Annotated in this window: 25 protein-coding genes and 6 pseudogenes; 20 read left to right on the top strand and 11 right to left on the bottom strand. The window is 51.0% G+C overall.

Annotated elements, in window-relative coordinates; all coding sequences use genetic code 11:
- Positions 1 to 32 precede the first annotated feature (32 nt).
- Positions 33 to 2,063 carry a choline transporter gene (locus JNO11_RS11000; protein ID WP_052270535.1) on the bottom strand — a complete coding sequence of 677 codons (2,031 nt, stop codon included), beginning with the start codon at positions 2,061 to 2,063 and terminating at the stop codon, positions 33 to 35.
- Between the two features lie 255 nt (positions 2,064 to 2,318).
- On the opposite strand from JNO11_RS11000, the gene betI reads away from it, so the two are divergent.
- From betI to JNO11_RS11040, 8 genes and pseudogenes are all read left to right on the top strand, one after another.
- Positions 2,319 to 2,912: a transcriptional regulator BetI gene (gene betI, locus JNO11_RS11005; protein WP_010258750.1), complete on the top strand. Its 594-nt coding sequence runs from the start codon at positions 2,319 to 2,321 to the stop codon at positions 2,910 to 2,912.
- Between the two features lie 14 nt (positions 2,913 to 2,926).
- Positions 2,927 to 4,400: pseudogene (betB, locus tag JNO11_RS11010) on the top strand (betaine-aldehyde dehydrogenase).
- Between the two features lie 23 nt (positions 4,401 to 4,423).
- Entirely contained in the window at positions 4,424 to 6,106 is a 1,683-nt protein-coding gene (betA, locus tag JNO11_RS11015) for a choline dehydrogenase (RefSeq protein WP_033779020.1), read from the top strand.
- Between the two features lie 431 nt (positions 6,107 to 6,537).
- A complete protein-coding gene (gene mdtJ, locus JNO11_RS11020; RefSeq protein WP_062757815.1) occupies positions 6,538 to 6,888 on the top strand; it encodes a multidrug/spermidine efflux SMR transporter subunit MdtJ in 351 nt (116 codons plus the stop codon).
- The gene (gene mdtI, locus JNO11_RS11025; protein WP_010258739.1) at positions 6,875 to 7,204 is read left to right on the top strand and encodes a multidrug/spermidine efflux SMR transporter subunit MdtI; all 330 of its coding nucleotides are present in this window, start codon (positions 6,875 to 6,877) and stop codon (positions 7,202 to 7,204) included. Before mdtJ ends, mdtI begins: the two co-directional genes overlap by 14 nt.
- Before the next feature lie 200 nt (positions 7,205 to 7,404).
- Positions 7,405 to 8,547, top strand: a complete 1,143-nt coding sequence (locus JNO11_RS11030) for an acyltransferase (RefSeq protein WP_010258734.1) — start codon at positions 7,405 to 7,407, stop codon at positions 8,545 to 8,547.
- Positions 8,548 to 8,727: 180 nt separating this feature from the next.
- A complete protein-coding gene (locus JNO11_RS11035) occupies positions 8,728 to 8,988 on the top strand; it encodes a hypothetical protein (protein WP_010258727.1) in 261 nt (86 codons plus the stop codon).
- A gap of 102 nt (positions 8,989 to 9,090) precedes the next feature.
- Positions 9,091 to 9,276 (top strand): hypothetical protein, encoded by a 186-nt coding sequence (locus tag JNO11_RS11040; RefSeq protein ID WP_010258724.1) that lies wholly within the window; start codon positions 9,091 to 9,093, stop codon positions 9,274 to 9,276.
- 98 nt (positions 9,277 to 9,374) lie between these two features.
- On the opposite strand, the gene JNO11_RS11045 is transcribed toward JNO11_RS11040, so the two are convergent.
- Positions 9,375 to 9,512, bottom strand: coding sequence for a hypothetical protein (locus JNO11_RS11045; protein ID WP_010258717.1), 138 nt, complete (start codon positions 9,510 to 9,512; stop codon positions 9,375 to 9,377).
- Positions 9,513 to 9,726: 214 nt separating this feature from the next.
- Positions 9,727 to 10,749, bottom strand: coding sequence for an alcohol dehydrogenase AdhP (gene adhP / locus JNO11_RS11050; RefSeq protein WP_325177294.1), 1,023 nt, complete (start codon positions 10,747 to 10,749; stop codon positions 9,727 to 9,729).
- Between the two features lie 963 nt (positions 10,750 to 11,712).
- Here adhP and JNO11_RS11055 point away from each other — a divergent pair.
- From JNO11_RS11055 to JNO11_RS11070, 4 genes are all read left to right on the top strand, one after another.
- Positions 11,713 to 12,171 carry an STM2901 family protein gene (locus JNO11_RS11055; protein ID WP_033771981.1) on the top strand — a complete coding sequence of 153 codons (459 nt, stop codon included), beginning with the start codon at positions 11,713 to 11,715 and terminating at the stop codon, positions 12,169 to 12,171.
- The gene (locus tag JNO11_RS11060; protein ID WP_284672186.1) at positions 12,165 to 12,464 is read left to right on the top strand and encodes a DUF1493 family protein; all 300 of its coding nucleotides are present in this window, start codon (positions 12,165 to 12,167) and stop codon (positions 12,462 to 12,464) included. Before JNO11_RS11055 ends, JNO11_RS11060 begins: the two co-directional genes overlap by 7 nt.
- Before the next feature lie 1,224 nt (positions 12,465 to 13,688).
- The gene (locus tag JNO11_RS11065; protein ID WP_325177295.1) at positions 13,689 to 14,609 is read left to right on the top strand and encodes a hypothetical protein; all 921 of its coding nucleotides are present in this window, start codon (positions 13,689 to 13,691) and stop codon (positions 14,607 to 14,609) included.
- 118 nt (positions 14,610 to 14,727) lie between these two features.
- Complete coding sequence (locus JNO11_RS11070; protein WP_325177296.1) at positions 14,728 to 14,949, top strand: hypothetical protein; 222 nt, start codon at positions 14,728 to 14,730, stop codon at positions 14,947 to 14,949.
- Between the two features lie 36 nt (positions 14,950 to 14,985).
- Here JNO11_RS11070 and JNO11_RS11075 read toward each other — a convergent pair.
- Positions 14,986 to 15,983: pseudogene (locus JNO11_RS11075) on the bottom strand (phage portal protein).
- Between JNO11_RS11075 and JNO11_RS11080 the strand changes: the two are divergent.
- Positions 15,965 to 16,108, top strand: a complete 144-nt coding sequence (locus JNO11_RS11080) for a hypothetical protein (RefSeq protein ID WP_244637822.1) — start codon at positions 15,965 to 15,967, stop codon at positions 16,106 to 16,108. The pseudogene JNO11_RS11075 and the gene JNO11_RS11080 sit on opposite strands and share 19 nt — an antisense overlap.
- 3 nt (positions 16,109 to 16,111) lie before the next feature.
- Complete coding sequence (locus JNO11_RS11085; protein WP_325177297.1) at positions 16,112 to 16,534, top strand: phage virion morphogenesis protein; 423 nt, start codon at positions 16,112 to 16,114, stop codon at positions 16,532 to 16,534.
- 4 nt (positions 16,535 to 16,538) lie between these two features.
- On the opposite strand, the gene JNO11_RS11090 is transcribed toward JNO11_RS11085, so the two are convergent.
- Entirely contained in the window at positions 16,539 to 17,843 is a 1,305-nt protein-coding gene (locus tag JNO11_RS11090) for a DUF3644 domain-containing protein (protein ID WP_325177667.1), read from the bottom strand.
- Positions 17,844 to 17,871: 28 nt separating this feature from the next.
- Between JNO11_RS11090 and JNO11_RS11095 the strand changes: the two are divergent.
- The 4 pseudogenes from JNO11_RS11095 to JNO11_RS11105 all read left to right on the top strand — a co-directional run.
- Positions 17,872 to 18,460 (top strand): annotated as a pseudogene (locus tag JNO11_RS11095) (phage baseplate assembly protein V).
- Positions 18,457 to 18,620, top strand: a pseudogene (locus tag JNO11_RS11100) (baseplate assembly protein); the annotation flags it as partial. The pseudogenes JNO11_RS11095 and JNO11_RS11100, both read left to right, overlap by 4 nt.
- Positions 18,621 to 18,667: 47 nt before the next feature.
- Positions 18,668 to 18,911 (top strand): annotated as a pseudogene (locus JNO11_RS24805) (hypothetical protein); the annotation flags it as partial.
- Positions 18,874 to 18,954 (top strand): annotated as a pseudogene (locus tag JNO11_RS11105) (hypothetical protein); the annotation flags it as partial. The pseudogenes JNO11_RS24805 and JNO11_RS11105, both read left to right, overlap by 38 nt.
- A gap of 53 nt (positions 18,955 to 19,007) precedes the next feature.
- Here the strand turns inward: JNO11_RS11105 and JNO11_RS11110 are convergent.
- The 5 genes from JNO11_RS11110 to copC all read right to left on the bottom strand — a co-directional run bounded on the left by JNO11_RS11110 (position 19,008) and on the right by copC (position 22,316).
- Complete coding sequence (locus JNO11_RS11110) at positions 19,008 to 19,448, bottom strand: hypothetical protein (RefSeq protein WP_191916987.1); 441 nt, start codon at positions 19,446 to 19,448, stop codon at positions 19,008 to 19,010.
- Between the two features lie 21 nt (positions 19,449 to 19,469).
- The gene (locus JNO11_RS11115; RefSeq protein ID WP_325177298.1) at positions 19,470 to 19,940 is read right to left on the bottom strand and encodes a hypothetical protein; all 471 of its coding nucleotides are present in this window, start codon (positions 19,938 to 19,940) and stop codon (positions 19,470 to 19,472) included.
- A 765-nt stretch (positions 19,941 to 20,705) separates the two neighbouring features.
- Complete coding sequence (locus tag JNO11_RS11120) at positions 20,706 to 21,053, bottom strand: YebY family protein (protein WP_201499461.1); 348 nt, start codon at positions 21,051 to 21,053, stop codon at positions 20,706 to 20,708.
- A gap of 28 nt (positions 21,054 to 21,081) precedes the next feature.
- Complete coding sequence (copD, locus tag JNO11_RS11125; RefSeq protein ID WP_325177299.1) at positions 21,082 to 21,957, bottom strand: copper homeostasis membrane protein CopD; 876 nt, start codon at positions 21,955 to 21,957, stop codon at positions 21,082 to 21,084.
- A 5-nt stretch (positions 21,958 to 21,962) separates the two neighbouring features.
- On the bottom strand, positions 21,963 to 22,316 hold the full coding sequence (gene copC, locus JNO11_RS11130; RefSeq protein WP_325177300.1) for a copper homeostasis periplasmic binding protein CopC: 354 nt from the start codon (positions 22,314 to 22,316) through the stop codon (positions 21,963 to 21,965).
- A gap of 176 nt (positions 22,317 to 22,492) precedes the next feature.
- Between copC and JNO11_RS11135 the strand changes: the two genes are divergently transcribed.
- Both JNO11_RS11135 and exoX read left to right on the top strand, forming a co-directional pair.
- Positions 22,493 to 22,726, top strand: coding sequence for a DNA polymerase III subunit theta (locus tag JNO11_RS11135; protein ID WP_010258692.1), 234 nt, complete (start codon positions 22,493 to 22,495; stop codon positions 22,724 to 22,726).
- Entirely contained in the window at positions 22,723 to 23,394 is a 672-nt protein-coding gene (exoX, locus tag JNO11_RS11140) for an exodeoxyribonuclease X (protein ID WP_325177301.1), read from the top strand. Before JNO11_RS11135 ends, exoX begins: the two co-directional genes overlap by 4 nt.
- Here the strand turns inward: exoX and JNO11_RS11145 are convergent.
- Entirely contained in the window at positions 23,388 to 25,451 is a 2,064-nt protein-coding gene (locus JNO11_RS11145; protein ID WP_325177302.1) for a prolyl oligopeptidase family serine peptidase, read from the bottom strand. The two genes, exoX and JNO11_RS11145, sit on opposite strands and share 7 nt — an antisense overlap.
- Positions 25,452 to 25,489: the final 38 nt, after the last annotated feature.

The following is a 25,489-nucleotide window of genomic DNA, read 5'->3' on the forward strand; positions in this document are numbered from 1 at the left end:
CCGCCAGCAATTGCTCACTGACGGGCCCTGATTTAAGCGCTTGGGAAGCTGATGTTGCTGCCCGGCGCTTCACGGTTGAGATGGATGAAGTTCAGGTGTCGCTCATACTGATCCAGTATGTCGATGATCACCTGCTCTTTGCTGTAATCCATTAAGTCATTACCCTGGCTGCCTTCCATCAGGAAGGTTTCCAGCCGGTAGTAGGTCGACTTACCGCTGCGGGCGCGATAGGTAAAGCCCGGAATCGAATATTGCTGCGGCCAGACCTGATAGATAAAGTCCTGCTCCTCGCCCAGATGGACGCGCAGATCCAGATAGCCAATCGGGTTGCTTTCATCCGCCTCAACGCTCTCAAGCGTGACCCGGCCATCCCGCAGCTCCAGCTCTTTCGCCACTTCCTGCATCGCCGGATAGATGGTTTTTTCCATCATCTGCTGGGTATAACGCGAGCCAGGGTAGTTCATCAGGCGCGACAGACGCTTCTTCCAGGTCAGGCGATCGGTCGCATGAGCCAGATAGGGCGCGGTGTCGCGCGTGGCGCTGGCCCGACGGTGATCTTCAATCTTCAGGGATTTAAACAGCCCCGCCATGACAAAGAAGATAACAAAGCTGAACGGCAGCCCCATGATCACCGTGGTGTTCTGCAAGGCAGTGATACCGTTGGTCATCAGCATGCTCAGGGTCAGTACCCCAATCGCCACAGACCAGAAGATACGCAGCCAGTTCGGTGCATCACTGTTGATATCTTTCAGTCGCGAGGTGAAGTTACCCAGCACCAGCGAGCCGGAATCCGCCGAGGTGACGTAGAACAGCATACCGGTGATCGTCGCGACCGAGGCGCTGAGTTTAAACGCCGGATACTGCGCCAGCAGGCTGTAGAAGCCGCGCTCCGCATGGTTCATCACTTCCTGCGCAAACTCCGTATTGCCGTGAATGATCTGATACAGCGCGGCATTACCGAACACTGACAGCCACAACAGCGTAAAGGTGAACGGAATAATCAGCGTGCCCAGCACGAACTCGCGGATGGTACGACCGCGCGAAATACGCGCCAGGAACAGGCCGACGAATGGCGACCAGGCCACCCACCACGCCCAGAAGAAGAGCGTCCAGCTGTTCATCCACTGGGTCGGACGATCAAAGGCAAAGGTATTGAGCGTCATGCCCATGAAGCGATTGATGTAATCCCCGACGTTCAGCACCAGCGCATTCAGCAGGAACTCGGTGTTGCCGAAGAACAGCACAAACAGAATCAGGCCCAGCGCCATGATCACGTTCAGCTCAGAGAGAATACGGATCCCTTTATCGACGCCCGACGTGACAGAAATGGTGGCGATCACCACGGAGAGGACAATCAGCGCGGCCTGCGCGGTCAGGCCTTCAGGGATATCAAACAGCACTTTGAGGCCATAGTTAAGCTGCACGACCCCGATGCCGAGCGTGGTGGCGATACCAAAGATGGTGCCGACCACGGCGGCGATATCTACGGTGTGGCCAATCGGGCCATAGATGCGTTTACCAAAGATAGGATAGAGCGCGGAACGGATGGTGAGCGGCAGGTTATAGCGATAGCTGAAGTAGCCCAGCGCGATGCCCATCAACGCATACATTGACCAGCCGGTCAGTCCGTAGTGGAACAGCGTCCAGACCATCGCCTGGCGGGCCGCTTCCATCGTCTGCCCTGCCCCCTCCGGCGGCTGCATATACTGCGTCACCGGCTCGGCGACCGAGAAGAACATCAGGTCGATACCGATCCCGGCGGCGAACAGCATGGCAGACCAGCTAAGGACGCTGAACTCGGGTTTAGAGTGCTCCGGCCCGAGCTTGATCGAACCAAAGCGTGAGCAGGCCATATAGAGCACAAAAACAATATAGAGCGTGGCAGCCAGCATGTAGTACCAGCCGAAGGTGGCGGAAACCCAGTTTACCGCCTTGAGGATCCAGCTCGCGGCCAGTTCACTGTAGAGAATCGTCACGAGTGAAAACGTCAGAATCAATCCGGCAGAGGTATAAAATACAACGGGATTGAGTCTGTCTTTTTCACCGGCAGGTGGATTATTCATCGGTTACCTCTGGTTAATGTCCTGAAAATACGCAATGGATAAGTCTTGCCGTCCACGGCTTTCCGGCCGTGCGGCCCTGTTTCGTTCTGTCACTTCCTGTTAATCGCTCAGGCAAACCAGCCTATTTTAGCACTCATTGCCGTTTCGCTTTCGCTACATTTAAAGAACAGCATCCTAACAAATTTTCTTTTTATATTGAACGTGCAATCAAAAAAAGTTTAAATAGGGGCTCGATTTGAGGGTGGAGCTGGAGCTATGCCAAAGGTAGGGATGCAGCCGATACGTCGTCGGCAACTGATTGATGCGACCCTGAGCACGATTAATGAAGTGGGGATTAATGATGCCACTATCGCCCAGATCGCCCGTCGGGCGGGGGTATCCACCGGCATCATCAGTCACTATTTCAAGGACAAGAACGGCTTACTGGAAGCCACGATGCGTGATGTGACGCGTCAACTGCGAGAGGCGGTACTGTCGCGGTTAGAACCGCTGGCCGGTGCCTCTGCAGAACAGCGGTTGTGTGCCATCGTTGAGGGTAATTTTGATGATACCCAGGTGCACACGGCAGTGATGAAAGCCTGGCTCGACTTCTGGTCGAGCAGCATGCATCAGCCCCAGCTTAATCGCCTGGAGCGGGTCAGCAGCCGGCGGCTCTACTCAACGCTGGTGGTCGAATTCCGGCGTGAACTGCCGCTGGAGAAGGCACGTCTGGCCGCACACGGGCTGGCTGCCCTGATAGATGGTCTGTGGCTGCGCGCCGCGCTGAGCGGTAAGCCATTTAACCCGGTCATCGCCCTCACACTGACCACCCAATTCATCCGTCAGCAACTGGCTGGCGAGCACGAATAACGGAAGGAGAAAACATGTCCCGATTCACCGAGCAGAAACTCTACATCGATGGCGCTTATATTGCCGCAACGTCTGGCGAAACGTTCCAGACGATTAACCCGGTCAACGGCGAAGTGCTGGCAGAGGTTCATGCCGCCGGCCAGGAAGATGTCAATCGCGCCGTTGCTGCCGCCAGAAAAGGCCAGAAAGTCTGGGCCGCGATGACCGCCATGGAGCGCTCGCGCATCCTGCGTCGCGCCGTCGATATTCTGCGTGAGCGTAATGATGAGCTGGCAGAGCTGGAAATGCTCGATACCGGTAAGCCTTACAGCGAAACCTCAGCGGTCGATATTGTCACCGGCGCAGACGTACTGGAGTATTACGCCGGTCTGGTTCCGGCGCTGGAAGGTCAGCAGATCCCACTGCGTGAAACCTCCTTTGTTTACACCCGTCGCGAACCGCTGGGCGTGGTAGCCGGTATCGGTGCCTGGAACTACCCGATTCAGATCGCCCTGTGGAAATCCGCGCCCGCGCTGGCAGCGGGTAACGCGATGATTTTCAAACCGAGTGAAATGACCCCGCTTACTGCCCTGAAGCTGGCGGAAATTTACACCGAAGCGGGCCTGCCGGATGGCGTATTCAACGTGCTGCCGGGCATCGGTTCGGTCACCGGTCAGTTGCTCACTGAGCATCCTGGCATCGACAAAGTCTCCTTCACCGGTGGCGTCGTCAGCGGCAAAAAAGTGATGGCCAATGCAGCAGGTTCAACGCTGAAAGAGGTCACCATGGAACTGGGCGGTAAATCACCGCTGATCATCTTTGATGATGCCGATCTCGATCTGGCCGCCGACATCGCCATGATGGCGAACTTCTACAGCTCGGGTCAGGTCTGCACCAATGGCACCCGCGTCTTTATTCCTGCAAAACTGCAGGCCGCATTCGAGGCGAAAATCAGCGAATGCGTTGCCCGCATTCAGGCAGGCGATCTGCGTGACCCGGCGACCAACTTTGGTCCGCTGGTCAGCTTCAGCCATCGCGACAATGTGATGCGTTATATCGAATCCGGCATCGCTGAAGGCGCTCGCGTACTGTGCGGCGGCAAACGTCTGACCGGTGGCGATTTCGACCAGGGTGCATGGGTTGCACCAACCGTATTCACCGACTGCCGTGATGAGATGAAGATTGTGCGTGAAGAGATCTTCGGACCGGTCATGTCGATCCTGAGCTACGAAAGTGAAGAAGAAGTGATCCGCCGCGCCAATGACACCGAATTTGGTCTGGCCGCCGGACTGGTGACGCAGGATCTCAATAAGGCGCACCGCGTGATTCATCAGATCGAAGCAGGTATCTGCTGGATTAATACCTGGGGCGAATCAGCCGCAGAGATGCCAGTGGGGGGGTTACAAGCACTCCGGCATTGGCCGTGAGAATGGCCTGATGACGCTGCAGAGCTACACCCAGGTGAAGTCCGTGCAGGTTGAGCTGACGCGTTTTCAGTCAGTTTTTTAATCACTTAACCTGAGGAACGATGAATGGAATTTGATTACATTATTATTGGAGCCGGATCCGCAGGAAACGTTCTGGCTACCCGTCTGACCGAAGAGAGCAACGTGAGCGTCCTGTTGCTGGAAGCGGGCGGCCCGGATTACCGCTTTGATTTTCGCACCCAGATGCCTGCGGCCCTCGCCTTCCCGTTACAGGGCAAACGCTATAACTGGGCTTATGAAACCGAGCCAGAGCCTTACATGAACAATCGCCGCATGGAGTGTGGACGCGGCAAAGGTCTGGGCGGTTCATCACTGATTAACGGCATGTGTTATATCCGCGGCAATGCGATGGATCTCGATAACTGGGCCAGCGAACCTGGGCTGGAGAACTGGAGCTATCTGGACTGCCTGCCTTACTACCGTAAAGCGGAAACCCGCGATATCGGCCCGAACGATTTCCACGGCGGCGACGGCCCGGTGTGTGTTGCGACGCCTAAAGCGGGCAATAACGTGCTGTTTGAAGCGATGATTGAGGCGGGCGTGCAGGCAGGTTATCCGCGCACTGACGACCTTAATGGCTATCAGCAGGAAGGTTTCGGTCCGATGGATCGTACCGTCACACCAAATGGTCGTCGCTCCAGCACCGCGCGTGGCTATCTCGATATGGCCAAAGGCCGCGCCAACCTGAAGATCATCACGCATGCCACCACCGATCGCATCATCTTCGATGGCAAGCGTGCGGTCGGCGTGGAGTATCTGCAGGGCGACAGCAACACCATTAACAAAGTGACCGCGCGCCGTGAAGTGCTGCTGTGTGCCGGCGCTATCGCCTCGCCGCAGATCCTGCAGCGTTCTGGCGTGGGTTCTCCTGAGCTGCTGAAACAGTTTGATATCCCGGTGGTGCACGACCTGCCAGGCGTGGGTGAAAATCTGCAGGACCATCTGGAGATGTATCTTCAGTATGAGTGTAAAGAACCGGTCTCAATCTATCCGGCTCTGAAGTGGTGGAATCAGCCGAAAATCGGTGCGGAGTGGATGTTTAACGGCACCGGTATTGGCGCCAGCAACCAGTTCGAAGCGGGTGGCTTTATCCGCAGCCGCGAAGAGTTCAGCTGGCCGAACATCCAGTATCACTTCCTGCCGGTGGCGATTAACTACAACGGTTCCAACGCGGTTGATGCCCACGGCTTCCAGTGTCACGTCGGCTCGATGCGTTCTCCAAGCCGCGGTCATGTACGCCTGAAGTCACGCGATCCGCGTCGTCATCCGGCCATTCTGTTTAACTACATGTCGCATGAGCAGGACTGGCATGAGTTCCGCGATGCGATTCGCATCACGCGCCAGATCATCAATCAGCCGGCGCTGGATAAGTACCGTGGCCGTGAAATCAGTCCGGGACTGGATTGCCAGACAGATGAGCAGCTGGATGAGTTCGTGCGTAACCACGGCGAAACCGCTTATCACCCGTGCGGCACCTGTAAGATGGGTAACGACCCGATGTCCGTCGTTGATGGCGAAGGTCGTGTGCATGGACTGGAAGGCTTACGCGTAGTGGATGCGTCGATTATGCCGCTGATCATCACCGGTAACCTGAACGCCACCACTATCATGATTGGCGAGAAGATTGCCGATAAGATTCGTGGACGCGATCCGTTGCCGCGCAGCACCGCCGCTTACTATGTTGCGGGTGATGCGCCCGTTCGCACGGTTCCGCAGCGCGCTGAATGATACGTGACAGCGTCACTTAATAATAGCCGGGCACTTCTGTTGCCCGGCTATTTTTTTCATTACGGTTTACCACACATCCTTTTCCACACTTCACCCTTTTCAAATCATCAAACCTTAACAGACATCAAACAAAGCAGCATCTGCTGTTGATTTGGTGATGTGCAGAATGCTATAAATCCAGCGTCTATTTAACCGGAGGCACTATCCGTCCACTGATGAGAAGCAACAATGTGGATGTGTTGTAAATTTTATGAGCAGAATGTTCATGTCAAACCCCCCTGCATTCCCCCCTCTTGCCTTTCTGGCTGGAACGCCGCCGATCAGCACTGGCGTAACGCCCTGTAGTCCCCTCACCACTTCGAACTGTTCTGAGTCTGCCCGCACGTTGTGCGTTGTTGCAGGTCGTCATTTATCGTTGCTGGAGAGCACCCATGCGCGCCTGGGTTTTATTATCACTCGCTATTGTTACTGAAATTATTGGTACCCTTTTTATGAAATGGTCCAGCCTCAATGGCAGCCATTCCGGCTACCTGATGATGCTGGGCATGATTGCCTGTTCTTATATTCTGCTGAGTTTCGCCATTAAACGTATCGCCCTGGGCGTGGCTTATGCGCTGTGGGAAGGTATCGGCATCATGCTGATTACGTTATTCAGCGTGCAGCTGTTTGGTGAAACGCTGTCAGCGCTGAAGGTCTGTGGGCTGGTGACGCTGATCGTCGGAATTGTGTTGATCAAAACCGGCACCCAATCATCAGCGGAGATTAATCATGCTCATCGCTGATCTTGTTCATGCGTCCTGGCTGGCGCTGGCTATCGTGCTGGAGATTGCCGCCAACATATTCCTTAAATATTCTGATGGGTTTAAGAAACCGCTTTACGGTCTGCTTTCACTTTGCTGTGTCCTGCTCGCGTTCAGCGCACTCGCTCAGGCGGTCAAAGGTATCGATCTCTCGATCGCCTATGCGGTCTGGGGCGGTTTTGGGATTATCGCCACTGTCGCGGCCGGATGGGTGTTGTTTGGCCAGCGGCTGAACCGCAAAGGCTGGGCCGGCCTGACCCTGCTGCTGGCCGGTATGATCCTGTTAAAACTGGCCTGATCGGCCATCTCAATCAGTGATATTGATTAAGGGTGTGCCACTGCACGCCCTTAACTTCCTGTGCTTTCCCGCCCTGTTTCGGTTGATTTTTCCCTCTTACCTGTGCTCGGAATCTTCTTACTTTTGTAAAGGCCCGTTTACATATCTGTTGCCTTAGGGCTTAGTGAGCGCCGAAGGTCGGATAAAAACGAGGAATAGTTATGTCTGCAACACGAGGTTGGTCTACGGAGCTGGAGGGATTACGCGGCATCGCTTCTCTCTGGGTATTAGTTGGCCATATCAGCTTACTGGTTCATTGCCACATCACGCTTATTTCATCCCCTGGCATTGGGGTCGATCTTTTTATTCTGTTATCGGGTTATCTGATGGCGAAAAACTACGTCGAGCGTCAGCAGAAAGAGCCGTGGCAGAGCACAGAGACCATTAAGAAGTTCTGGATCCGGCGCTTCTTCCGCATCGCCCCGCTCTACTATCTGCTGTTAATCATCGCCCTGATTTATGGCCCGTGGTTTGGCGAGATGCGTGACACCATTGCTCATTTCTATTCCGGCACCGCCACTGAGTCGTCGCGTTACAACGACCAGTCGCTGGCAAACATCCTGACCCACTTCAGTTTCCTGTTCGGCCTGCTGCCCGAATATGGTTTTAATACTGTGCTGCCTGACTGGAGCATCGGGCTGGAGATGCAGTTCTATCTGCTGTTCCCGTTCATCATGCTGGTGACGCTGCGCTTTGGTTATGCCGCCTCGCTGATTGGCATCATGGCGCTCTGCTGCGCTGGCCGGTATGTGCTGGCAGATTATTATGAGGCGTTTGAGATGCCTTCAATGATCCTGATAAAGCTGAATATGTTCCTGTCGGGGATGCTGCTGGCCGAGGCGATTCGCCGTAAATCCCTGCTCTACGTCGCTTTTGCGCTGCTCGGCCCGGTCGCCAGCGTGGCGATGGGCCTGGGCGCGATTAAGCTGCAGGTGATTATGGAGGCGCTGATGATCGTCGGTATGACGGCGATTCTGTGGCAATACCCGCAGGGCAGCCTGATGGCAACGCTGATTGCTCTGCCGCGTAAGCTGCTGAACAACCGTCTCAGCACCTGGCTGGGCGACGTGTCGTTTTCGGTCTACCTGCTGCATCTGCTGATTGTAATCCCGCTGATCGCACTGCTGCTCAATCACACCGACATCGAGTTTAAGAGCGACATGATGCGTTTCCTGATTGTCTGCGTCTCTGCCATCCCGGTGACCTATGCGCTGGCCTCTTTACTCTATAAGTATGTTGAGAAGCCCGGCATTCAGATTGGTAAGCGCGTGCTTAAGCCGAAGCTGGCCGATCAGACCAGCTGAGTTTTTAACGCAGGCCATCCCTTTCTTAAAAGCCCCCGACTTCGGGGCTTTTTTTTGCCAGGAAAAGCGCAATTGGCTGTGATAACGAGCCTGCTCAGGCATTGATTAAGCCCGTCGCCAGCACACCCGCTGAGGTGAACTACACTTTGCCGGTTAGCAATCTGACTCAGAGGAGAGAACATGAGCATTCAGCATCTGCTGCTATCCACCGACGGTGGCGCAGTGATCATTGAAGCAGAACAACTCGAAAGTGAGCTGGTTATCCCGCCCCACCTGCAGACCCTGACCGGCGGTGAAGCTGACAGCGATACCGGCCATCGGGTGGCGGTAACAAAGCACTACTGCAAGGGACGCTACTATGCGGTTGCCCTTGATCGTCATGCGGCCAGTAATGAAATTGACGACGTGATCGACCTGCTGCATCCGGCCCCGCTCGATTAGTCTTTGTCAGACCGAACCCGTACATTTTCCGCTGAACTGCTGGCGGGAAAGCTCAGTATTGCCGGTGTGCGGCATTTACCTATTCAGAAGAGGATAAGCATTATGCAAAAGAAGAAGTGGTTTGTTTCTTACGTGATTAAGCCCAAAGGTGAAAATCATGTCACGACTCACGCCTTTATCGAGGGCGACGATGTCGAGGAGGCGCTGGAAGCCTTTATGTTCGAAACCAAAAAAAGCCTGTCGCTGGAAACCGAAGAGCTGACTCTGCTTTCGGTGAGCCTGGTGTAGACTCTGATTAACCTCGCGATTGCGGGGTTTTTTTATGTCCTGTATCAGGATCGGTTATCTATTTATATTATTTATAATTTCCCTGGTGCGGCACTCAATTACTTACTGGGATACGGCCAGGCGTGATCAACGCCAGTTGATGACAGCAGACCGGTAACCGCCAGATACGCCAGTATCAGGACAAACAGCACAATCGCTGCAATTTCAATGGATTTTAGTAAGTGATGCTTAGCCATAAATAACCCTCCTTCAGATGTGTGTAATCAGACTTCACCCCATAAACTATAATGTTACCGGTAAAGTTCAAGTGAAAATCACATCATGAAACATAAAGCCGCGCTTATTAATGCTTTAACGGAATGTGCTCTTACGCATTCAGAGGGAGGGAACTGGCCTTACAGGCATAAAAAAAGCCCGCACGGCGCGGGCTTCTGCGATTATCAGCACGGATTATTCAGCAGACTGACCGCTAAAGTCGATTACCATCCTGCCGCGGATCTTGCCCTGAATCATCTCATCGAAGATGGCATTGACCTCACCAATCTTCCTTTTGGTCACCTTCGGCACCACCTTCCCTTCTGCCGCAAACTGGAAAGCTTCCGCCAGATCGTTACGCGTCCCGACCAGCGATCCTACTACCTGAATGCCATCGAGCACCAGACGTGGAATATTCAGGCTCATCGCTTCCGGCGGCAGTCCGACAGCCACCACCCGACCACCGGCCCTGACCGCATCGACAGCAGAGTTAAACGCTGCTTTGGCAACCGCCGTTACCACAGCCGCATGCGCCCCACCGGTTTGCTCCTGAATAAAGCGAGCCGCATCTTCGCTGGCCGAGTTTACGACCAGGTCGGCACCCATCTCTTTCGCCAGTGCCAGTTGCTCATCACTCACGTCAACTGCGATCACTTTGGCGTTAAAGACATTTTTTGCATATTGCAGGGCGAGATTTCCCAGCCCGCCAAGACCGTAAATCGCCAGCCACTGACCCGGTTTTACCTCGGACACTTTCACCGCTTTATAGGTGGTGACACCGGCGCAGGTGACACTACTGGCGGCGTATGGATCGAGCCCGTCAGGGACTTTGACCGAATAGTCTGCAACGACGATACACTCTTCAGCCATGCCGCCATCGACGGTATAACCGGCATTGACGACCTCTCTGCAGAGCGTTTCGTTACCGGAGTTACAGTATTGGCAGTGTCCGCAGCCCTTAAAGAACCATGCCACACTGGCACGATCGCCTGGCTTGAGTGAGGTGACATCTGGCGCGACTTCCTCAACAATACCGATACCTTCATGGCCCAGCGTTACGCCGGTTTTATCACCGAAATCACCATTCTTCACATGCAGATCGGTATGGCATACGCCACAGCATTCCATCCTGAGCCGTGCTTCGCCCGTTTTGAGAGGACGTAGCGTCTTCTCAACCACTTCAACCTTGTGTTCACTGTTAGCAATTGCCGCTTTCATAAACGTTCTCCTTTTGATTGAAGACTTAAGGATAAGCCAAACCGGTGTGATGACAAAATGACAGGTAAGCTTTGGGTGCGAGGCTGGCAGGTTGTTTCTGCTTTTGCGAGTGGGGTGGGTTTTTGGGATGGAGACCGGGCACCTTAAGCTAATAGGGTTATTTTGCGTTCGCTTTTCAACCCAAATTTTAAGCTCACTAATATGTCAGGATTTTATCAACACCATCGGTTAAATTTAATATACACATAAGAAACTACAATAACCCATGCAAAACTAAGAAGTGCTGCATACTGCGGAACAAAGCAGATGAAGATATACACGCCAGCCACAATAAATGCAGCAGGAACTAAATAGAAAAATGACTGAATCAGCCATAAAATAGCACGCTTCATTTATGCAGAATCTCATATAGAGCATCAGCAATTTTCCCTTCGCTGTTAGACATAGCCTGCACCCAATATTTTTTGATGTTTACCTTCAATTTCAAGAACCTATATGAATTAAAGATTTCATAAGTAAACATCCTGTAATGCAGCCATAGAGCACCCCATAACTTATATTTACTTTTTTCACAAATCAACCTATTGGTTTCGCAATAACTAAATATCTGTTATGAGGCGCGTTGACCTTTATATATTAACAGACTCTTTGCTTTTTCTTCTCGCTGGCAAAACCTGCCATAGTAGCAATGATGAGATGAACGTTAGTAAAACTGCATTCAAAGCATGCATCAAGTGATCCGCCATTGCGATGCTAGCTACTGTGGGCTGAGGAATAAGATGCATAGATCATGCTGCGTCAACGACCCGAGCGTGCGCATCGTGATCGTTTGATACCAGCGGAGCGACAACTATGGCTTTGAGAGTCGCAAAATGCATCAGATAGCGCCAGCCAGCATCTGGCAGTGACCGGAATTGATGTGATACAGTTTTGACCATTACAGTACCCATTTAAGGGAATGGTATGGATACAACGGAGCAGTTAAACGGAACTTACTTCTATGGCGGACTTACTAACCTTTCTGCAGGAGAGCTTTATTTCTGGATAATGATTGATGTGACTGCAGAGCACTTCAGCGGTAAAAAGGATATCATCGCTCTGGTTGCGATTTACTCGGGACAAAATACGATTGACGTATCCGGTAAGCTAAACGGAGCATGGAAAGGCACCTCTTATGCTTCGGTCTATTCTCGAAAGCTGTTACGGGATTACCGTCTTCCATTCAGATTACCTACGTGGATACAGAACCCTAAAAACCCTCTTCAAATTAAAATGTTAATGACTCACAAGCTGGGGACGTTCGTCGGTCGTACAATCCCGGTTTTAGGCTGGGTAATTATGGCCGCTGATGTGGCAGAAATTGGCTGGAAAACTACGGCAAAATATAACCTTCTTGCTCATAAGGAAGACAAGATATGGTAAACGAGGATATAGAGAAAGCTGTATTTGCGCTGGTTGAAGATTATAACGGCAGAAGTTTGTTTACGTTCAGACGCTATAAGCTTGAACTGGATACCGATCTGAACAATGACTTTCGCATGGATCCTCTTGACGCGTATGAATTGCTAGAGCGGTATGCTGAAACATTTGGCATTAATCCCGGCACTATCACGTTTGCCGAATATTTCCCGGAAGATTTCACCGCGCCGCACGATCCGCTGACTATTCGTCTGTTAATTGAGTCTGCACAGGCCGGACGCTGGTTGGGTAAATAATTCACGCCCGAAAATGCAGGCGTCTATATCTTCGGTTTGTTGCGGCAACTTCCAGAGGACAAGGATGGAAAACGTACCGTTGATTTGGGTTTTGAATTTAAGGACGCGTGCGCGTCCTCTCAGAGTTCTGTCAATAACTGTATGGAGCCAACAGGCTCTGAAGCTGCTATCAATTTCTCTAAGCCCCCCTACTCACGCCGAGCGAAGAAGGATTTTTAAACGATTAAGAGGAATGTCACCGCTACAACAGTTGGTGCCGGACAAATATCACTCTGAACTAAGTCAGTACATAGAACGGGAGCCGTTGAAAAGAGTTTCTTTGAGATCTCCAGGTTAACACTGTCCGACGGTGAAGCTGTGCGCATGATAAAAGGTCACAAAATCAAGGTTGGGGAGCTTACTTACTGGAGCGGTACAAGCGGCTATCTGTTCCATAGACGGAACAAGAATCCTACTCCCTTAAAAAGATTTAATGCTCTTGCGAAAAAAAGCGGCATACCTGTGCCTGATTAATAAAACGGCAGCCGGACTAATCTGAGCCGCACGATTCTTTACGATTCCAAAACGCCATGATACTGTTTATACATACAGTATACTTTGAATAGCAGGATTTAATCATTTGATAGACATAGATAATCTAAGCGAGACGGTTGCACGCATCCAGTTCATTGTTGACGTATCACTGATCGCAAACTGCAAAGAAGATGAATTAAAAATGGTACTGTCGATGATCAGTGATATGACACGTACAATCGACACATCAGTTTTCGAAGCTGCCATATACCGCCAGGCTGAATGATTAATTGCCCCTTCCCTATCCTTCACTAGCCACCTTTAAGGTGGCTTCTTGCTTCTGCATCAAAGTGCATAAGCTTGCATGAATCCGCATGATCCAAATTGGATCGCTAAGCGTTTGTAAGGCCAGAGCTGGTGCGTTCAGAGGTAACACATGCACCTGCATGAAAAGCGATGCATAAAGCGGGCAGGCGTGGCGGGGATAGCATTGCGCGCGCGGGGTGCAAACATGTTTGAACATGCTTGCCAGACACTGAAAATCGTATCGCTACCGATGCTGTAGTAAATGGCAAAGAATCCAATGTAACTTATATGACTGAAATTATTATAAAATATGGAATTTTAAGGAAGTGTATTGCACGATTTGAGCAAATGGTGTTAATTTCATATTTGATAAGTTACGTTAACCAATTTGAAAAGGATTTATGAATGGTGTTAAAACATAGAGCATCTAAAGTTTTTGTGCCTGGTGGAATGCCGCAGCTTACATATATTGAAAGAACGGAAGGTGAAATTAGAAAAAAACTGGAGGAGGTCAAGGATAACCTTTGTAAGTTAATTACTTTAACGGGGCAAACAAAATCAGGCAAGACCGTATTAACTCAGACTGTGTTCCCTAGTTCAGATGATGAAAATATTTGGATAGAAGGCGGCAGCGTAAATGACGAAAATGATTTATGGTCTCAAATTCTGGTTGCTCTAAACGCCTGGCATTTGTCTGAGGTTTCATCTGGCGATAATAGTGCTACAGCGGTAAGTGGGAAAGTAAGTGCAGCTGCCAGTGCTTTAGTTTTTAAAGGCTCCGGCGAGGCGGGAATTTCTCAAACAGATGGTAGAAACTCAGCTATAAAAGAAAGCAGAAATATTTCATCAAAAACTGCCGCTCTTAAAGCATTACAGTCTTCACAAGTAAGTTTAATTATTGATGATTTTCATTATTTACCTAGAGAGCTTCAAGGAAACTTTGTAAGAGCCATAAAGCCTTTAGTTTTTCATGGCGTTCCTATAATTTTAATTGCAATACCCCACCGCCGGTATGATGCGATTAAGGTTGAGAGAGAGATAACGGGAAGATTGGAAAATATCCAAATTCCTTACTGGACTCTCTCTGAGTTAAGGCAAATAGCAGAGCGAGGCTTCCCCTTGTTGAACATGAATCTTTCAGATTCTGTAATGGATAGACTTTGCATCGAAGCTTTGGGTAGCCCTCATTTAATGCAAGAGTTTTGCCGTGCGCTATGCCAGTCATATGATGTTATTGAGTCTTCAGAAAGAGTGATTGAAGTTGATAATATCCATGATGATTTGTTCAAAAAAAGTAGCAGAGTCGACGGGGAAGTTGATTTTTGATAAGTTAGCTACTGGTCCTCGACAACGCTCTGACAGGATGGCGAGAAAGTTAAAAAATGGCGAGCAAGTTGATATATATAAAGTAGTTCTTTATGCTCTATCTAATATGGAACCGGGAATGGATACTATTCAATATGAGGCATTGCGTGCTTCAATACGAGATATAGTTGCCGATGCTCCACCGCAGGCTCATGAGGTTACGCGCGTTCTTGAGAAAATGAGTGAGATTGCTTCTAATGACGAAGCATCAACGCCGGTAATCGATTGGGAAAAGGAAGAGCAAAAATTACATATTACCGATCCATTTTTCGCCTTTTATCTTAAGTGGCGTCAAAAGTGAAATGAAGCCGACCTATAATGGTCGGCATAGCATCTATTATTCTAGACTGTATGTGCGAAATCTTATGACTTCTTCATCAATCCAATAATTCATCTCTTTAAGGCGTTCCTGCAAAGGCGTTAGTTCATTTCGCACAAACACCTGAGATGCTTTCACTGCATCACCGAATCCGCCGGAGTTGTCCGGGATAATCCCCATCATCTGCGGCGGCAGGCGGTGGGCGCTTAACAAATCATCGCGCCGGGCCTTCTTGATGTTAAAGAAATCGTCTTTTGTCGCCACCTCACTCAGCGGCAGAATCTTGATCCCGTTCGGCGCGTACATGAACAGGTTACAGAAGTCGCCCAGGCCTTTCGTGTCGCGCATCGCCTGGCGCATCCGTTCAACGTCGCTGCTGCTCTGTGCCGCATCGGTCATGTAACGGATGTAACCGGCGTGTGTGCCTTTCTGATAATACTTACGACGGAACAGCGTTGCCGCCTCATTCAACCAAGCGGAGTTAAGCACGCTGAGATATTCCGGCAGGCCGTAAAGCTCCTGATTTATATCCGGCTCCAGCAGGTGAAAAACGCTGCCAGCCGAAAACTCATGCGGATCTTTCCAGTCGTTAACAAACCAGTAAACGCCCTCATTCACGCCCCTGCGGGTAAATTTGGCCAGGGTGGTTTCAAGGCCATTGCGGCGCAACTCGGCAAAGGCGTTACCAAAAACCACATAATCCAACGCAAACTTGCTGAACTCCTGCTGGCTCATCATCGGGTGCGGAATAAAGGTCGAGGCCAGAATGTTGCGCTTCACGTAAATCGGTGAACTGTGATGCACAGCCGAGCGCAGGCTTTTAGCCAACCCCTAAAGCTGACCGGCGGCTCAAACCAGCGCCCGTTACCGATGCACTCGGCGTAATCCAGAATGTCGCGCTTATCCATGACCGGCGTCGGCTCGCCGAAAGTAAATGCCTCGGCCTGCTGCTGTGGTGCGGTTGCCTTTTCAGTATTGAATTGAGCAGCAGCTGAGCGTGATCGTGAAGCAGGCAGACAGCGCGATGCACGTAACACACGTCGGCGAGAATCTGCTGCCGGAGAGTGACGCGCGGCCGGTGCAGCTCTATGTTCACGGTGAGCTGGTCAGCGAGTGGCAGTCATCAGCGACCTGCAGCTGATAAATGCTCCTTGGAAGCGCTTCCAGCAGCCTGTCAGCCCCGGCACGTAAACAAATAGCGCGTAACATTGGCCGCAAGCTGCGCGCAAGGCAGCAGCGGAACATTAAGCGCCAGCAATCACCTGACGACACGCCGTTTAAGCCCCGCAAAATGCAGCCGGTGCGCAGCAAAAAGGGCCGCATAAGGCGCGAGCTGTTCGCAAAGATGCGCACGGATAAATACATGATGACACAGGCAAGCCTGAATGAGGCTGTTATTGAGTTTACGGGTAACGTGCAGCGCATGGCCCGTGTGCATTACGGGCAGCGCGTCCGGCCATCGTGTAAAGGTAAAGGGGTACAGTATGAATCGCGGCTGTTACCAAGTCTTAAAAATGATGATTATGAGGCAATAATTAACTGCCTCATGGAGTTTCTTTCAAAATGAACCTTCATTTTCTTGTATAATGTGCATCCATAAAATTCAGTACGGATTCACTATAGAAAAACTTAAAAATACTATTTGGATTTGAGGGTTCTAACCTTCTTTCTCGGCAGTATTTTTCACCTGAGTTTTTTATTTGCCGGTGCAATTCATGGAATTTTGCATTCCTTAAGAAATCACTATATCTTGAACTTAATTTTTGAGTAAGTGCATCATATGTGAGAGGATATCTTTTCAACATATCCTCTTCTGTAAAGGTTATTTGTGTAGCTTTAGAATCATTAGTCATCATAAATTCGATGGCTTCATCTGATGATGTTTTTATCAATTTAGTTGAGAGGCGCAAAGAAATGCTAAAGTTTGGATCTGCATCATCCTTGTGAGACTCTTCCATTTTCTCCAAATAGGATTTCAGATTATCAGCCGAGTGATTTAACACGCTAAAACTCTCAATATCACTAAGATGGTAAAGAGAGACTGGCATTAGGAAAAAATTATACTTTCTAAAATCATAATCAAACCAATCAATAGATAATGTCATATAGTTTTTTAAAGATGCTGTTCCTATACACTGTATTTTTGTGCTAAGTGACATATCTTCATGGATAAAATGAACTGAATGGTCGCGAATTTCAATTAATAACTTAATGTTGTCTTCAACAATCTTTTTAAGGCATCCATTAGCTGATAAAATATTTATTGCTTTGGATATGCTTATAGTTTTAGGTGAACCTGACTCAGATACTTCAATCGCCCCCTTAGACTTCAAGTAAATTGAAGTTTTATCATCTCCATTTAGTGATAGAATCTTCGCCTTTAGTAGTAACTCCCACGCGTTTATCATCAGGATTGAAAAGCTCTCTTCTCTGAATTTAAAATCTGGTTTGTTATAAACCTCAATTGCTGTAATGCATGCGGAAATTGACTTTTCTAAAATGCTTTCATAAAAAGTCTTGGGTGTATTTTCATTCTGGCTATGATGCTTAATAAAAGACGATAAATTAAAAGAATCAAACTTTGGAGAGACGAATAATTCATTGTTTTCTTTTATTATAAATGTTGACCATTTTTTTGATAGGTAAGTTTTAACGGTACTTTGACCCCAACCGGTTTTGTTAGCGATTTCATCTACTGTGAAGTATTGCTTGGAACGTTTTTTCTCTGAAAAAAAATTGAAAGCAAGTTCTATCTTTTGATTTTTATTGAAACTGGAAGGGTTTGGCTTCGTTTCCATATGCTGTAATCCCATATCTCTTATTGAATTTAAAAAAAATGTACGCTCATTGCTAAACAAACAGCGTTGGGTAGTCATTGTTTGCAAACAGATTCATCCTACTCACATGAACTCATTCGATCAAATTTCCGAAATTCAGCGCCTGCTGCGCAACCTGATCCGCATAGCAACCGTTTCGGCCGTCAATCTCGACGGCGAGTTATGCCCCGTCGATACAGGAAAAAACACAACCAACTGGCTGCACTGGCTGAGCACCCTCGCGGGTAAAAGCCGTTCTTGAAATGCGCAGTCAGTGGGTGAGCAGGTGCTTGTTCTCTGCCTGGGCGGCGAACTCGATACCGGTTTAGTACTTCCGGGCATTTCTCAGATGACAACCCTGCTCTGTCTGCCTCGGCCAATGCGCTGCACTGGTGATTTCTCGACGGCGTGGTGATCGAGTACGAGCCGGAAACCGGTGCTCTGACCGCAACCGATATACAGACGGCACCCAATAAAGCAGCGGTAAAATCCTGTTCGACTCGCCAGAAGCTGAATGCACAGCGCTGCTTAATACTGCACAGCTGGAAGTCACCCAGGGCGGCACGATTAAAGGCGGCGTTGTGCATACCGGCGGCAATCTTTCCTCAAAAGGCAAGGTGCTGCATTCGCATATCCAACCGGGCGACAGCGGTGGGAAAACGGGCGCGCCAGTATGACAACCGTAAAATATATTGGGATGGACAGGGAAACCGGTGGCACTTTGACTGGCCTCCATCACATCAGGCAATCTGTGCGTGACATTCTGCTGCCCCCTGTCGGCACCAGAGTGATGCACCGCCAGTATGGTTCTCTTTATCCACACTGATTGACCAGCCGTAATACGAGGAGCTGCGCCTGCAGATTATGTCGGTTAACTATAGGGTGCCTTTGAGGCGAAGCTCACCGCATACGTTATCGCGCAAAAAAGGACTTGGCCGCGACCATTCGCCTGTCTGCGCTCTATGCCGCCATACACGTTGAGAGCGTGCAGCGCGTCAACCTTATCAAGCCTTCCGCTGACGTGGTGCTCGACAAACGCAGACCGCTTACTGCACGGGTTACACGCTGACCTTGGGAAACATCGCTTACGGCATGGATGAACTACATGCAGGCAGTACAGGTACTTGATACTGCCGCATCGAATATTGCATGGACGGAAAAACCTGAATAAAAATCCATTTTACGCCCGAATTTTTCAGTTAAAACTTTTCAATGGAAAAATGTTTAATTCTGCCATTGAATCATTTCATCCAGCCTCTTCAGAATGTCGGGGAAATAGCTTTCGTTAAGGCCAAAGCTGCCTTTAACCTGAACGCTGTCGGCATGAGGCTCCGGTCGAAGGATAAAATCAATAGTAACGCTATCAATAGTATTTTCATTTGTCAGTATCATATCAAGCTGATGAATATCGCTCTGATATTTAAACGACTTTAACTTTTTCTGAGCATTTATCGCCTGATGAAAAGCTGAAAATTCTTTCTTCAACATTTTCAACTCTCCAACAGTGAACTTAGTCTTAAACGCCACCTTCAGGCCGCTTACCGAGAATTCTATCCAGGACTGTATCCAATCCCAGTGATGATTAACCGGATCGACTTCGTTATCGACAACCCGTTCAAAAGGCGACACCGCAAAAACGAATTCTTCATCTCTGATATCAAACATATGTACGTTCCTGTCGGTTAATCAAAAATACCTAAAATGAGTTATCGTCCAATCTGATACCCTTACCACAACCTCAAGAGTGTACTTCTTATACTCAGTGATATTTTTCTTACGGTGTAATTTATACATTTCCGTTTCATAACGATACATACCCTCTCCGTTGCGAGGATCGGCCATGCGTCTGCCATAGCGGATAGCTCTTTCCTGAATATGTAACGGAACATAGCGACCCGGCTCATACATGTGCCTCGCCGCTGTTTCGGTCATTTTCAGGTTACACGCCGATAAACCCGTTTTTAACCTGGCACGCAGGAACATTATTGTTGCCTGGCTGAGTCTGACACTTATAGCAGCCCGTGTACCAGCCTCCAATAATGCGCGGCCAGCGCGGAAAATTCGAAATACACCAAACGCAAGAAGCGCTATGTCTGTAGGATCAATCAGTGGCGTTTCGAGAGGTGCCTCTTCAAGTCGAACAAAATGCCCCTGCACATCGTATATCTGCCACAGACCGGGAGCCTAAGCCACAGAATAACCAATGCACATGCCGCTGGACTCATCCAGCACCGGCTGTGCGTTTCGTGGCAGCACACGTGGTCTCAATTCAAAAAATACGTTGCCCGATAGTGGTGACTGAAATGTGTAATATCTGCCAGGTTCTGTGATTGCATTCCCTGCATTCATTATCGTTCCCTCATTTTCATGTGACTTAATAGAGTGCCACAGGATAGTAGAGCGGTCATTACCGAGTACTGCAACGCCGTTCACTCAGCAAACTTCTCTCGCACGGGCTGCACAGCCTATACCTGATGCTCCTGGCAGGGCTTCAACCATGAGTAAAACAGGTGGCCGATTATCACCACGGTGTCCCTTTCATAGAGAGGTAATAAAGCATGGTTGTAACTTTTGAATAGGAAAAATGGCAATGACATAATGGAATGGCGTCTTGCAGAAGAGTGGAGAAGAACACAACGGAAAAAGACTAAGTTATTGATTGAAAATCATTAACTGATGGGCGGCATCTGACAAAAAAAGACCGAATACGATTCCTATATTCGGTCCAGGGAAATGGCTCTCAAGGAGCCGTGCGCTAAAAGTTGGCATTTATGAAGGCGATGTCGCCTTGCCATTTAACATTAGAACAGCGCGGTGGAATTGCCAGCAAACGGAAGGCGCAGGACCATAAACCGGATCAGTTTGTGATCGCAACGGCAAAAAAGAGGGGTTGGGCGCAGCGCGGTGCTGCACCCGACAGGTTTATTTACCGCACAGCGCCTGGGTGCGCTCAACAATCGGCTGCAGACTCATCATCTGGCCCGGATGCGCTTTATCTTCAACCTGAATCACGCTGATCGGCTGCGCTTTCACCTGTTTGTTTTTGAACAGTGTGTCGGCGATATCGTTCAGGGGGTATGTCATCAGCGTGCTCGGGTTGATGGCAAACATCGCACCATCTTTCTCGCAGGTCAGCATCACCTCTTCACGATTAAACGGCCACTTCTCTTTACCGATCTCAAAGCGGCTGACGGTAATGATTTGTGCCGCCAGCGCCTGGCCGCATACGGATAACAACAGGATTGAGGGGATCACTTTCTTCAGCAACATAACTACCCTTTTCTCTCTTAAACCACATTCAGACTGGCGACAGCGTGGCAAATACGCTGACCAGCCCAACCACTCCACACGCCAGCAGCAGTTCAAGCTGCGTCATGCGAATAAATTTTTGCTGCGTCCCGCTGCCAGCCAGGCGGAATCGCGGCACCAGCCAGTATCGGTTAATCAGCGCCACCAGCACCATCAGGGCAACCAGCAGCACTTTACACAGCAACAATACAATGTAGCGTGAATCGTGCCACGTCAGCGGCCAGCCCGCGATCATCACGCTGTTTATCAGGCCGCTCAGCAGCGTTAACGCCACCGCCAGATGACCATAGCGCGAAAAGCGCATCATGGTGCGGATAGCGTCGGTGCGGCGATCGATCTGGCGCGCCTCCCGCATCAACAGCAACAGAGGCAGTAATCCGCCCGTCCAGAACGCCGCGGCAATCAGATGCAGTGCATGATTGAGCTGCTGAAACAATCCCGGCCAGCCATCGCGCATCGCGGCATGACCTATCAGAGCCATGCAGGCCAATTGCAGAACGCCCGCCAGCAGTAACACCTGCTGACGCAGCCGCCCGGTCAGTAACAAACCGGCAACGGCCAGCAGGCTAAACAGGATTTCCCACAGCCACACGCCACCGAAGTGCGTGCCAATCACCGCCAGCCAGATATCGACATCGGCCAGATTGGCGCTGTCGCCGCTCATCAATACATTCTGGCAGGCCAGCATCGCCAGCGCACTCAGCAGCGCCAGCCAGGCGCTCCCTTTCACCAGCGGGTTTAATCTTAGCGCCAGTAGTGGTCGATAGCGTCCGGGTGCCAGCAGCGCACTGTAACAGGCGCTGCCGGTCAGCAGCATCACGGCGGCAAAATGCAGCGCGCGCAACAGGATCCAGAGGGTGGCCACCGGCGTTACTTCACGCTAAAGCGATAGCTTCCTGCGGTTTTATGTCCATCCACCGACAGCACATGCCAGTTAACCTGATAGCTGCCCGCTCGCAGCGGCTGAGAGAGGCCCACAATCAGTCGGTTTTTCTGGCCAGATTCAACGCGGGCTTTAGCGGTGGCGACAGGCTTCTGTTTACTATCCAGCAGCGTGACGCCGCTGAATGCCGCTTCAATATCTTCACTGAAGTTCAGCGTCAGCGCATCGGTGGATGTCGTTACCTGCGCTTTGGCCGCCGGGATAGAAGACTGGAGATGCGCATGCGCCGCTGCCAGCGAACTGAATGTCATCAGTCCGGCTGCCGCCAGCGCAATAACCATGCGGGAAATCAGTTTTTTTATGCATAAGATCATCCTTTTAACCGCCGCCAGGGCGATAAACGTGGCAAAAGGATACGCTGCTGTATTTGCACTGTCGAGGCCAGCGATGCGATCCTTTATCCTTGATTCAGCCCGCCGAAAACATTACTTTTGCCCGCTATCGTCAGGAGAATATTATGAGCCATAACCTTGCCCTGCTGTCCCAGGAAGAGAAAGACAAGATTAATGTCGATTTGGCGGCAGCGGGTGTGGCGTTTAAAGAGCGCTATAACATGCCGATTGTCGCCGAAATGGTGGCGCAGGAGCAGCCCGAAGCACTGCGTGACTGGTTTCGTCAGCGTCTGATGCACTACCGCCAGGCATCGCTCAGCCTGTCGCGCCTACCTTATGAACCGAAGATGAAGCAATGATATTTCGCGTTATTGATACCGAAACCTGCGGTCTGCAGGGTGGCGTGGTCGAAGTGGCGTCCGTGGATGTGGTCAACGGCCAGATTGTGAATCCGATGAGCGATCTCACCCTGCCCGACCGCCCTATCAGCCGTCAGGCGATGGCCGTGCATCGCATCACCGAAGCGATGGTCGCCGGTAAGCCGACCATTGAAGAGGCGATCCCACGCTATCACGGCAGTGCTTTTTACGTGGCGCACAACGCCAGTTTTGATCGCCGGATGCTGCCGGAGATGTACGGAGAGTGGATCTGCACCATGCAGCTGGCGCGTCAGCTCTGGCCGGGCATTAAATATGGCAATCAGGCACTGCGTCATTCGCTGAAGCTGGATGTCACGCCGCCCGCCGACCTGCATGCCCACCGCGCGCTCTATGATTGCTATGTTACGGCGGCGCTGCTGATTCGTATTATAGAGACCTCCGGCTGGAGTGCCTCCGAGATGATTGTGCGGTCACAACCGGCAGCCCAGCGCGACGACGTTCTGCCGTTTGGCAAATACCGCGGCCAGGCGATCGCGGTCGTTGCGCGCAAGGATCCGGGCTATCTGAAGTGGATGCTGGATAACGTCAGTGATCTGCGCCCGCCATTGCGGCAGGCGCTGCGTAAGTACCTGACCGAATCTCAGTAATCCTGGGCTGGCGGTAAGGTGCCCTGCGCCAGTCCCAGCAGGAAGGTGTATTCCATCGCGATCCCTTCATAGGCTTTGTAGCGCCCCGACTTGCCGCCGTGACCCGCATCCATGTCGGTGCAGAGCAGCAGCAGGTTATTGTCGGTTTTCATCGATCTCAGCTTCGCCACCCACTTGGCTGGTTCCCAGTACTGCACCTGCGAATCATGCAGGCCGGTGGTGACCAGTAGATGAGGATAGGCTTTCGCCTCGATGTTGTCATAAGGGCTGTACTGGCGGATATAACGGTAGTACTCAGGATCATTAGGGTTGCCCCACTCGTCATACTCGCCAGTGGTCAGCGGAATCGACTCATCCAGCATCGTGGTCACCACATCCACAAACGGCACCTGGGCAACCACGCCGTGGAACCGCTGCGGTGCCAGGTTAATTACTCCGCCCATGAGCAAGCCACCCGCGCTGCCACCCATGGCATAGAGTCGTTCCGGGTGTCCGATGCCACGCGCCACCAGCGCGTTAGTGACATCGATAAAATCGGTGAAGCTGTTCATTTTGTTCAGCAGGCGACCGCCGTCATACCATTGCTGCCCCAGCTCACCGCCGCCGCGCACCTGTATCAGCGCATAGACAAATCCGAGATCCAGCAGGCTCAGGCGGCTGACGCTGAAATCGGCATCCATACTGCTGCCGTAGGCACCGTAGCCATACACCAGCATCGGATTCTGACCGGGCTGATAATGTTTGCGGTGATAGACCAGCGATACCGGCACTTCGGTGCCATCGCTGACTTTGATCCAGTGGTGTTCGCTTTTGTAATCTTCCGCGTTAAAGCCTTTCACCGCGCTCTGCTTGAGGATGCGGCGTTCACCGGTATCCATATCCAGTTCAAACAGCGTGGTCGGCGTGGTCATCGATGAATAGCCGTAGCGCAGTTTGCTGGTGCGCGGCGTCGGATTGTAGGCCAGCCAGGTCACATAGGTCGGGTCGTCGAAGGCGATGCCGCTGGTTTCACCGCTGGCCCAGTTGATCTGCCGCAGGCTGGTTAAGCCGCGCTGGCGCTCCTCGACCACCAGCCAGTCCTGAAACAGCTGAAAATCTTCCATCACCACCTGTTCCCGTGCCGGGATCAGGGTTTCCCAGCGTGACTCGTCCAGATAGCGGCTGCGGTACAGCCCGAAGTTCTCGCCTTCCCGGTTGGATCGAATGAAGAACTGATGATCGTAGTGATCGATGCTGTACTCATGATCGCGGCGGCGCGGCAGAAACACATGCGGCTGCGCATCGGGGAAGTTCGCATCAATCAGCTGAATTTCGCTGGTGTTGGTGCTGTAGAGCGCAATCATGATGAACTGCTTGGAGGTGGTCTTATGTACGCTGAGATGATATGTGTCATCCTGCTCTTCATAGACCAGCTGATCGTCGAACTGCGGCGTACCCAGTTCGTGTCGCCACACCTGATAAGAAAGCAGCGTCTGCGGGTGTTTTCGCACATAGTAGAGGGTGCGCGAATCATTACCCCACGCGAAGCTGGAAGAGGCGTTGCTCAGCACTTCAGGGTACCAGCTGCCACTCTTCAGGTTACGGAAGCGGATGCCATATTGCCGGCGAGACAGGAAATCTTCAGCCAGCGCCATGACCCGGTTATCCGGACTGATATGCAGCGCGCCCATGGTATAGAAATCACTGTGCGAGGCGCGCTGGTTGGCATCCAGCAGCAGGCTCCACTCGCCAGACTCATCGCTCGCGGCGGGCTGGCGGTAATAGGCCGGGTATTCGTTACCGCTCTGATAACGGCTCTGATAACGGTAGCCATTTTTCACATAGGGCACTGAGTGATCTTCAGGCGGCAGCCGATCGATAATCTCTTTTAATACCCGGTCCTGCAGTGGCTGCTGTGACGACATGATTTTTTTGCCGTAGTTGTTTTCGGCACGCAGGTAATCAAGGACCTCGCTGTTTTCGCGCTTGTCGTCGCGCAGCCAGTAGTAGTCGTCAACGCGCGTCTCGCCGTGCAGCGTCATCTCGTGGGGTATTTTTTTTGCGATGGGTGCTTTCATCCATCCGTCTCCGTGAACGTAATGATCTGTAAGCGTAA

The organism is Pantoea sp. 1B4 (assembly GCF_016925765.1).
Taxonomy (GTDB): domain Bacteria; phylum Pseudomonadota; class Gammaproteobacteria; order Enterobacterales; family Enterobacteriaceae; genus Pantoea; species Pantoea agglomerans.

What these genes read in the sequence shown, in the direction of transcription:
- JNO11_RS11035 (WP_010258727.1), top strand. Translation starts at nt 8,728, where the DNA reads ATGAGCATTCAGCATCTGCTGCTATCCACCGACGGTGGCGCAGTGATC.
- JNO11_RS11055 (WP_033771981.1), top strand. Translation starts at nt 11,713, where the DNA reads ATGGATACAACGGAGCAGTTAAACGGAACTTACTTCTATGGCGGACTT.
- mdtJ (WP_062757815.1), top strand. Translation starts at nt 6,538, where the DNA reads ATGCGCGCCTGGGTTTTATTATCACTCGCTATTGTTACTGAAATTATT.
- betA (WP_033779020.1), top strand. Translation starts at nt 4,424, where the DNA reads ATGGAATTTGATTACATTATTATTGGAGCCGGATCCGCAGGAAACGTT.
- betI (WP_010258750.1), top strand. Translation starts at nt 2,319, where the DNA reads ATGCCAAAGGTAGGGATGCAGCCGATACGTCGTCGGCAACTGATTGAT.
- JNO11_RS11070 (WP_325177296.1), top strand. Translation starts at nt 14,728, where the DNA reads ATGGATACTATTCAATATGAGGCATTGCGTGCTTCAATACGAGATATA.
- exoX (WP_325177301.1), top strand. Translation starts at nt 22,723, where the DNA reads ATGATATTTCGCGTTATTGATACCGAAACCTGCGGTCTGCAGGGTGGC.
- JNO11_RS11045 (WP_010258717.1), bottom strand. Translation starts at nt 9,512, where the DNA reads ATGGCTAAGCATCACTTACTAAAATCCATTGAAATTGCAGCGATTGTG.
- JNO11_RS11145 (WP_325177302.1), bottom strand. Translation starts at nt 25,451, where the DNA reads ATGAAAGCACCCATCGCAAAAAAAATACCCCACGAGATGACGCTGCAC.
- JNO11_RS11030 (WP_010258734.1), top strand. Translation starts at nt 7,405, where the DNA reads ATGTCTGCAACACGAGGTTGGTCTACGGAGCTGGAGGGATTACGCGGC.
- JNO11_RS11000 (WP_052270535.1), bottom strand. Translation starts at nt 2,063, where the DNA reads ATGAATAATCCACCTGCCGGTGAAAAAGACAGACTCAATCCCGTTGTA.
- JNO11_RS11090 (WP_325177667.1), bottom strand. Translation starts at nt 17,843, where the DNA reads ATGACTACCCAACGCTGTTTGTTTAGCAATGAGCGTACATTTTTTTTA.
- copC (WP_325177300.1), bottom strand. Translation starts at nt 22,316, where the DNA reads ATGGTTATTGCGCTGGCGGCAGCCGGACTGATGACATTCAGTTCGCTG.
- adhP (WP_325177294.1), bottom strand. Translation starts at nt 10,749, where the DNA reads ATGAAAGCGGCAATTGCTAACAGTGAACACAAGGTTGAAGTGGTTGAG.
- mdtI (WP_010258739.1), top strand. Translation starts at nt 6,875, where the DNA reads ATGCTCATCGCTGATCTTGTTCATGCGTCCTGGCTGGCGCTGGCTATC.
- JNO11_RS11040 (WP_010258724.1), top strand. Translation starts at nt 9,091, where the DNA reads ATGCAAAAGAAGAAGTGGTTTGTTTCTTACGTGATTAAGCCCAAAGGT.
- JNO11_RS11060 (WP_284672186.1), top strand. Translation starts at nt 12,165, where the DNA reads ATGGTAAACGAGGATATAGAGAAAGCTGTATTTGCGCTGGTTGAAGAT.
- JNO11_RS11110 (WP_191916987.1), bottom strand. Translation starts at nt 19,448, where the DNA reads ATGTTTGATATCAGAGATGAAGAATTCGTTTTTGCGGTGTCGCCTTTT.
- JNO11_RS11135 (WP_010258692.1), top strand. Translation starts at nt 22,493, where the DNA reads ATGAGCCATAACCTTGCCCTGCTGTCCCAGGAAGAGAAAGACAAGATT.
- JNO11_RS11085 (WP_325177297.1), top strand. Translation starts at nt 16,112, where the DNA reads ATGCTCCTTGGAAGCGCTTCCAGCAGCCTGTCAGCCCCGGCACGTAAA.
- JNO11_RS11120 (WP_201499461.1), bottom strand. Translation starts at nt 21,053, where the DNA reads ATGTTGCTGAAGAAAGTGATCCCCTCAATCCTGTTGTTATCCGTATGC.
- JNO11_RS11065 (WP_325177295.1), top strand. Translation starts at nt 13,689, where the DNA reads ATGGTGTTAAAACATAGAGCATCTAAAGTTTTTGTGCCTGGTGGAATG.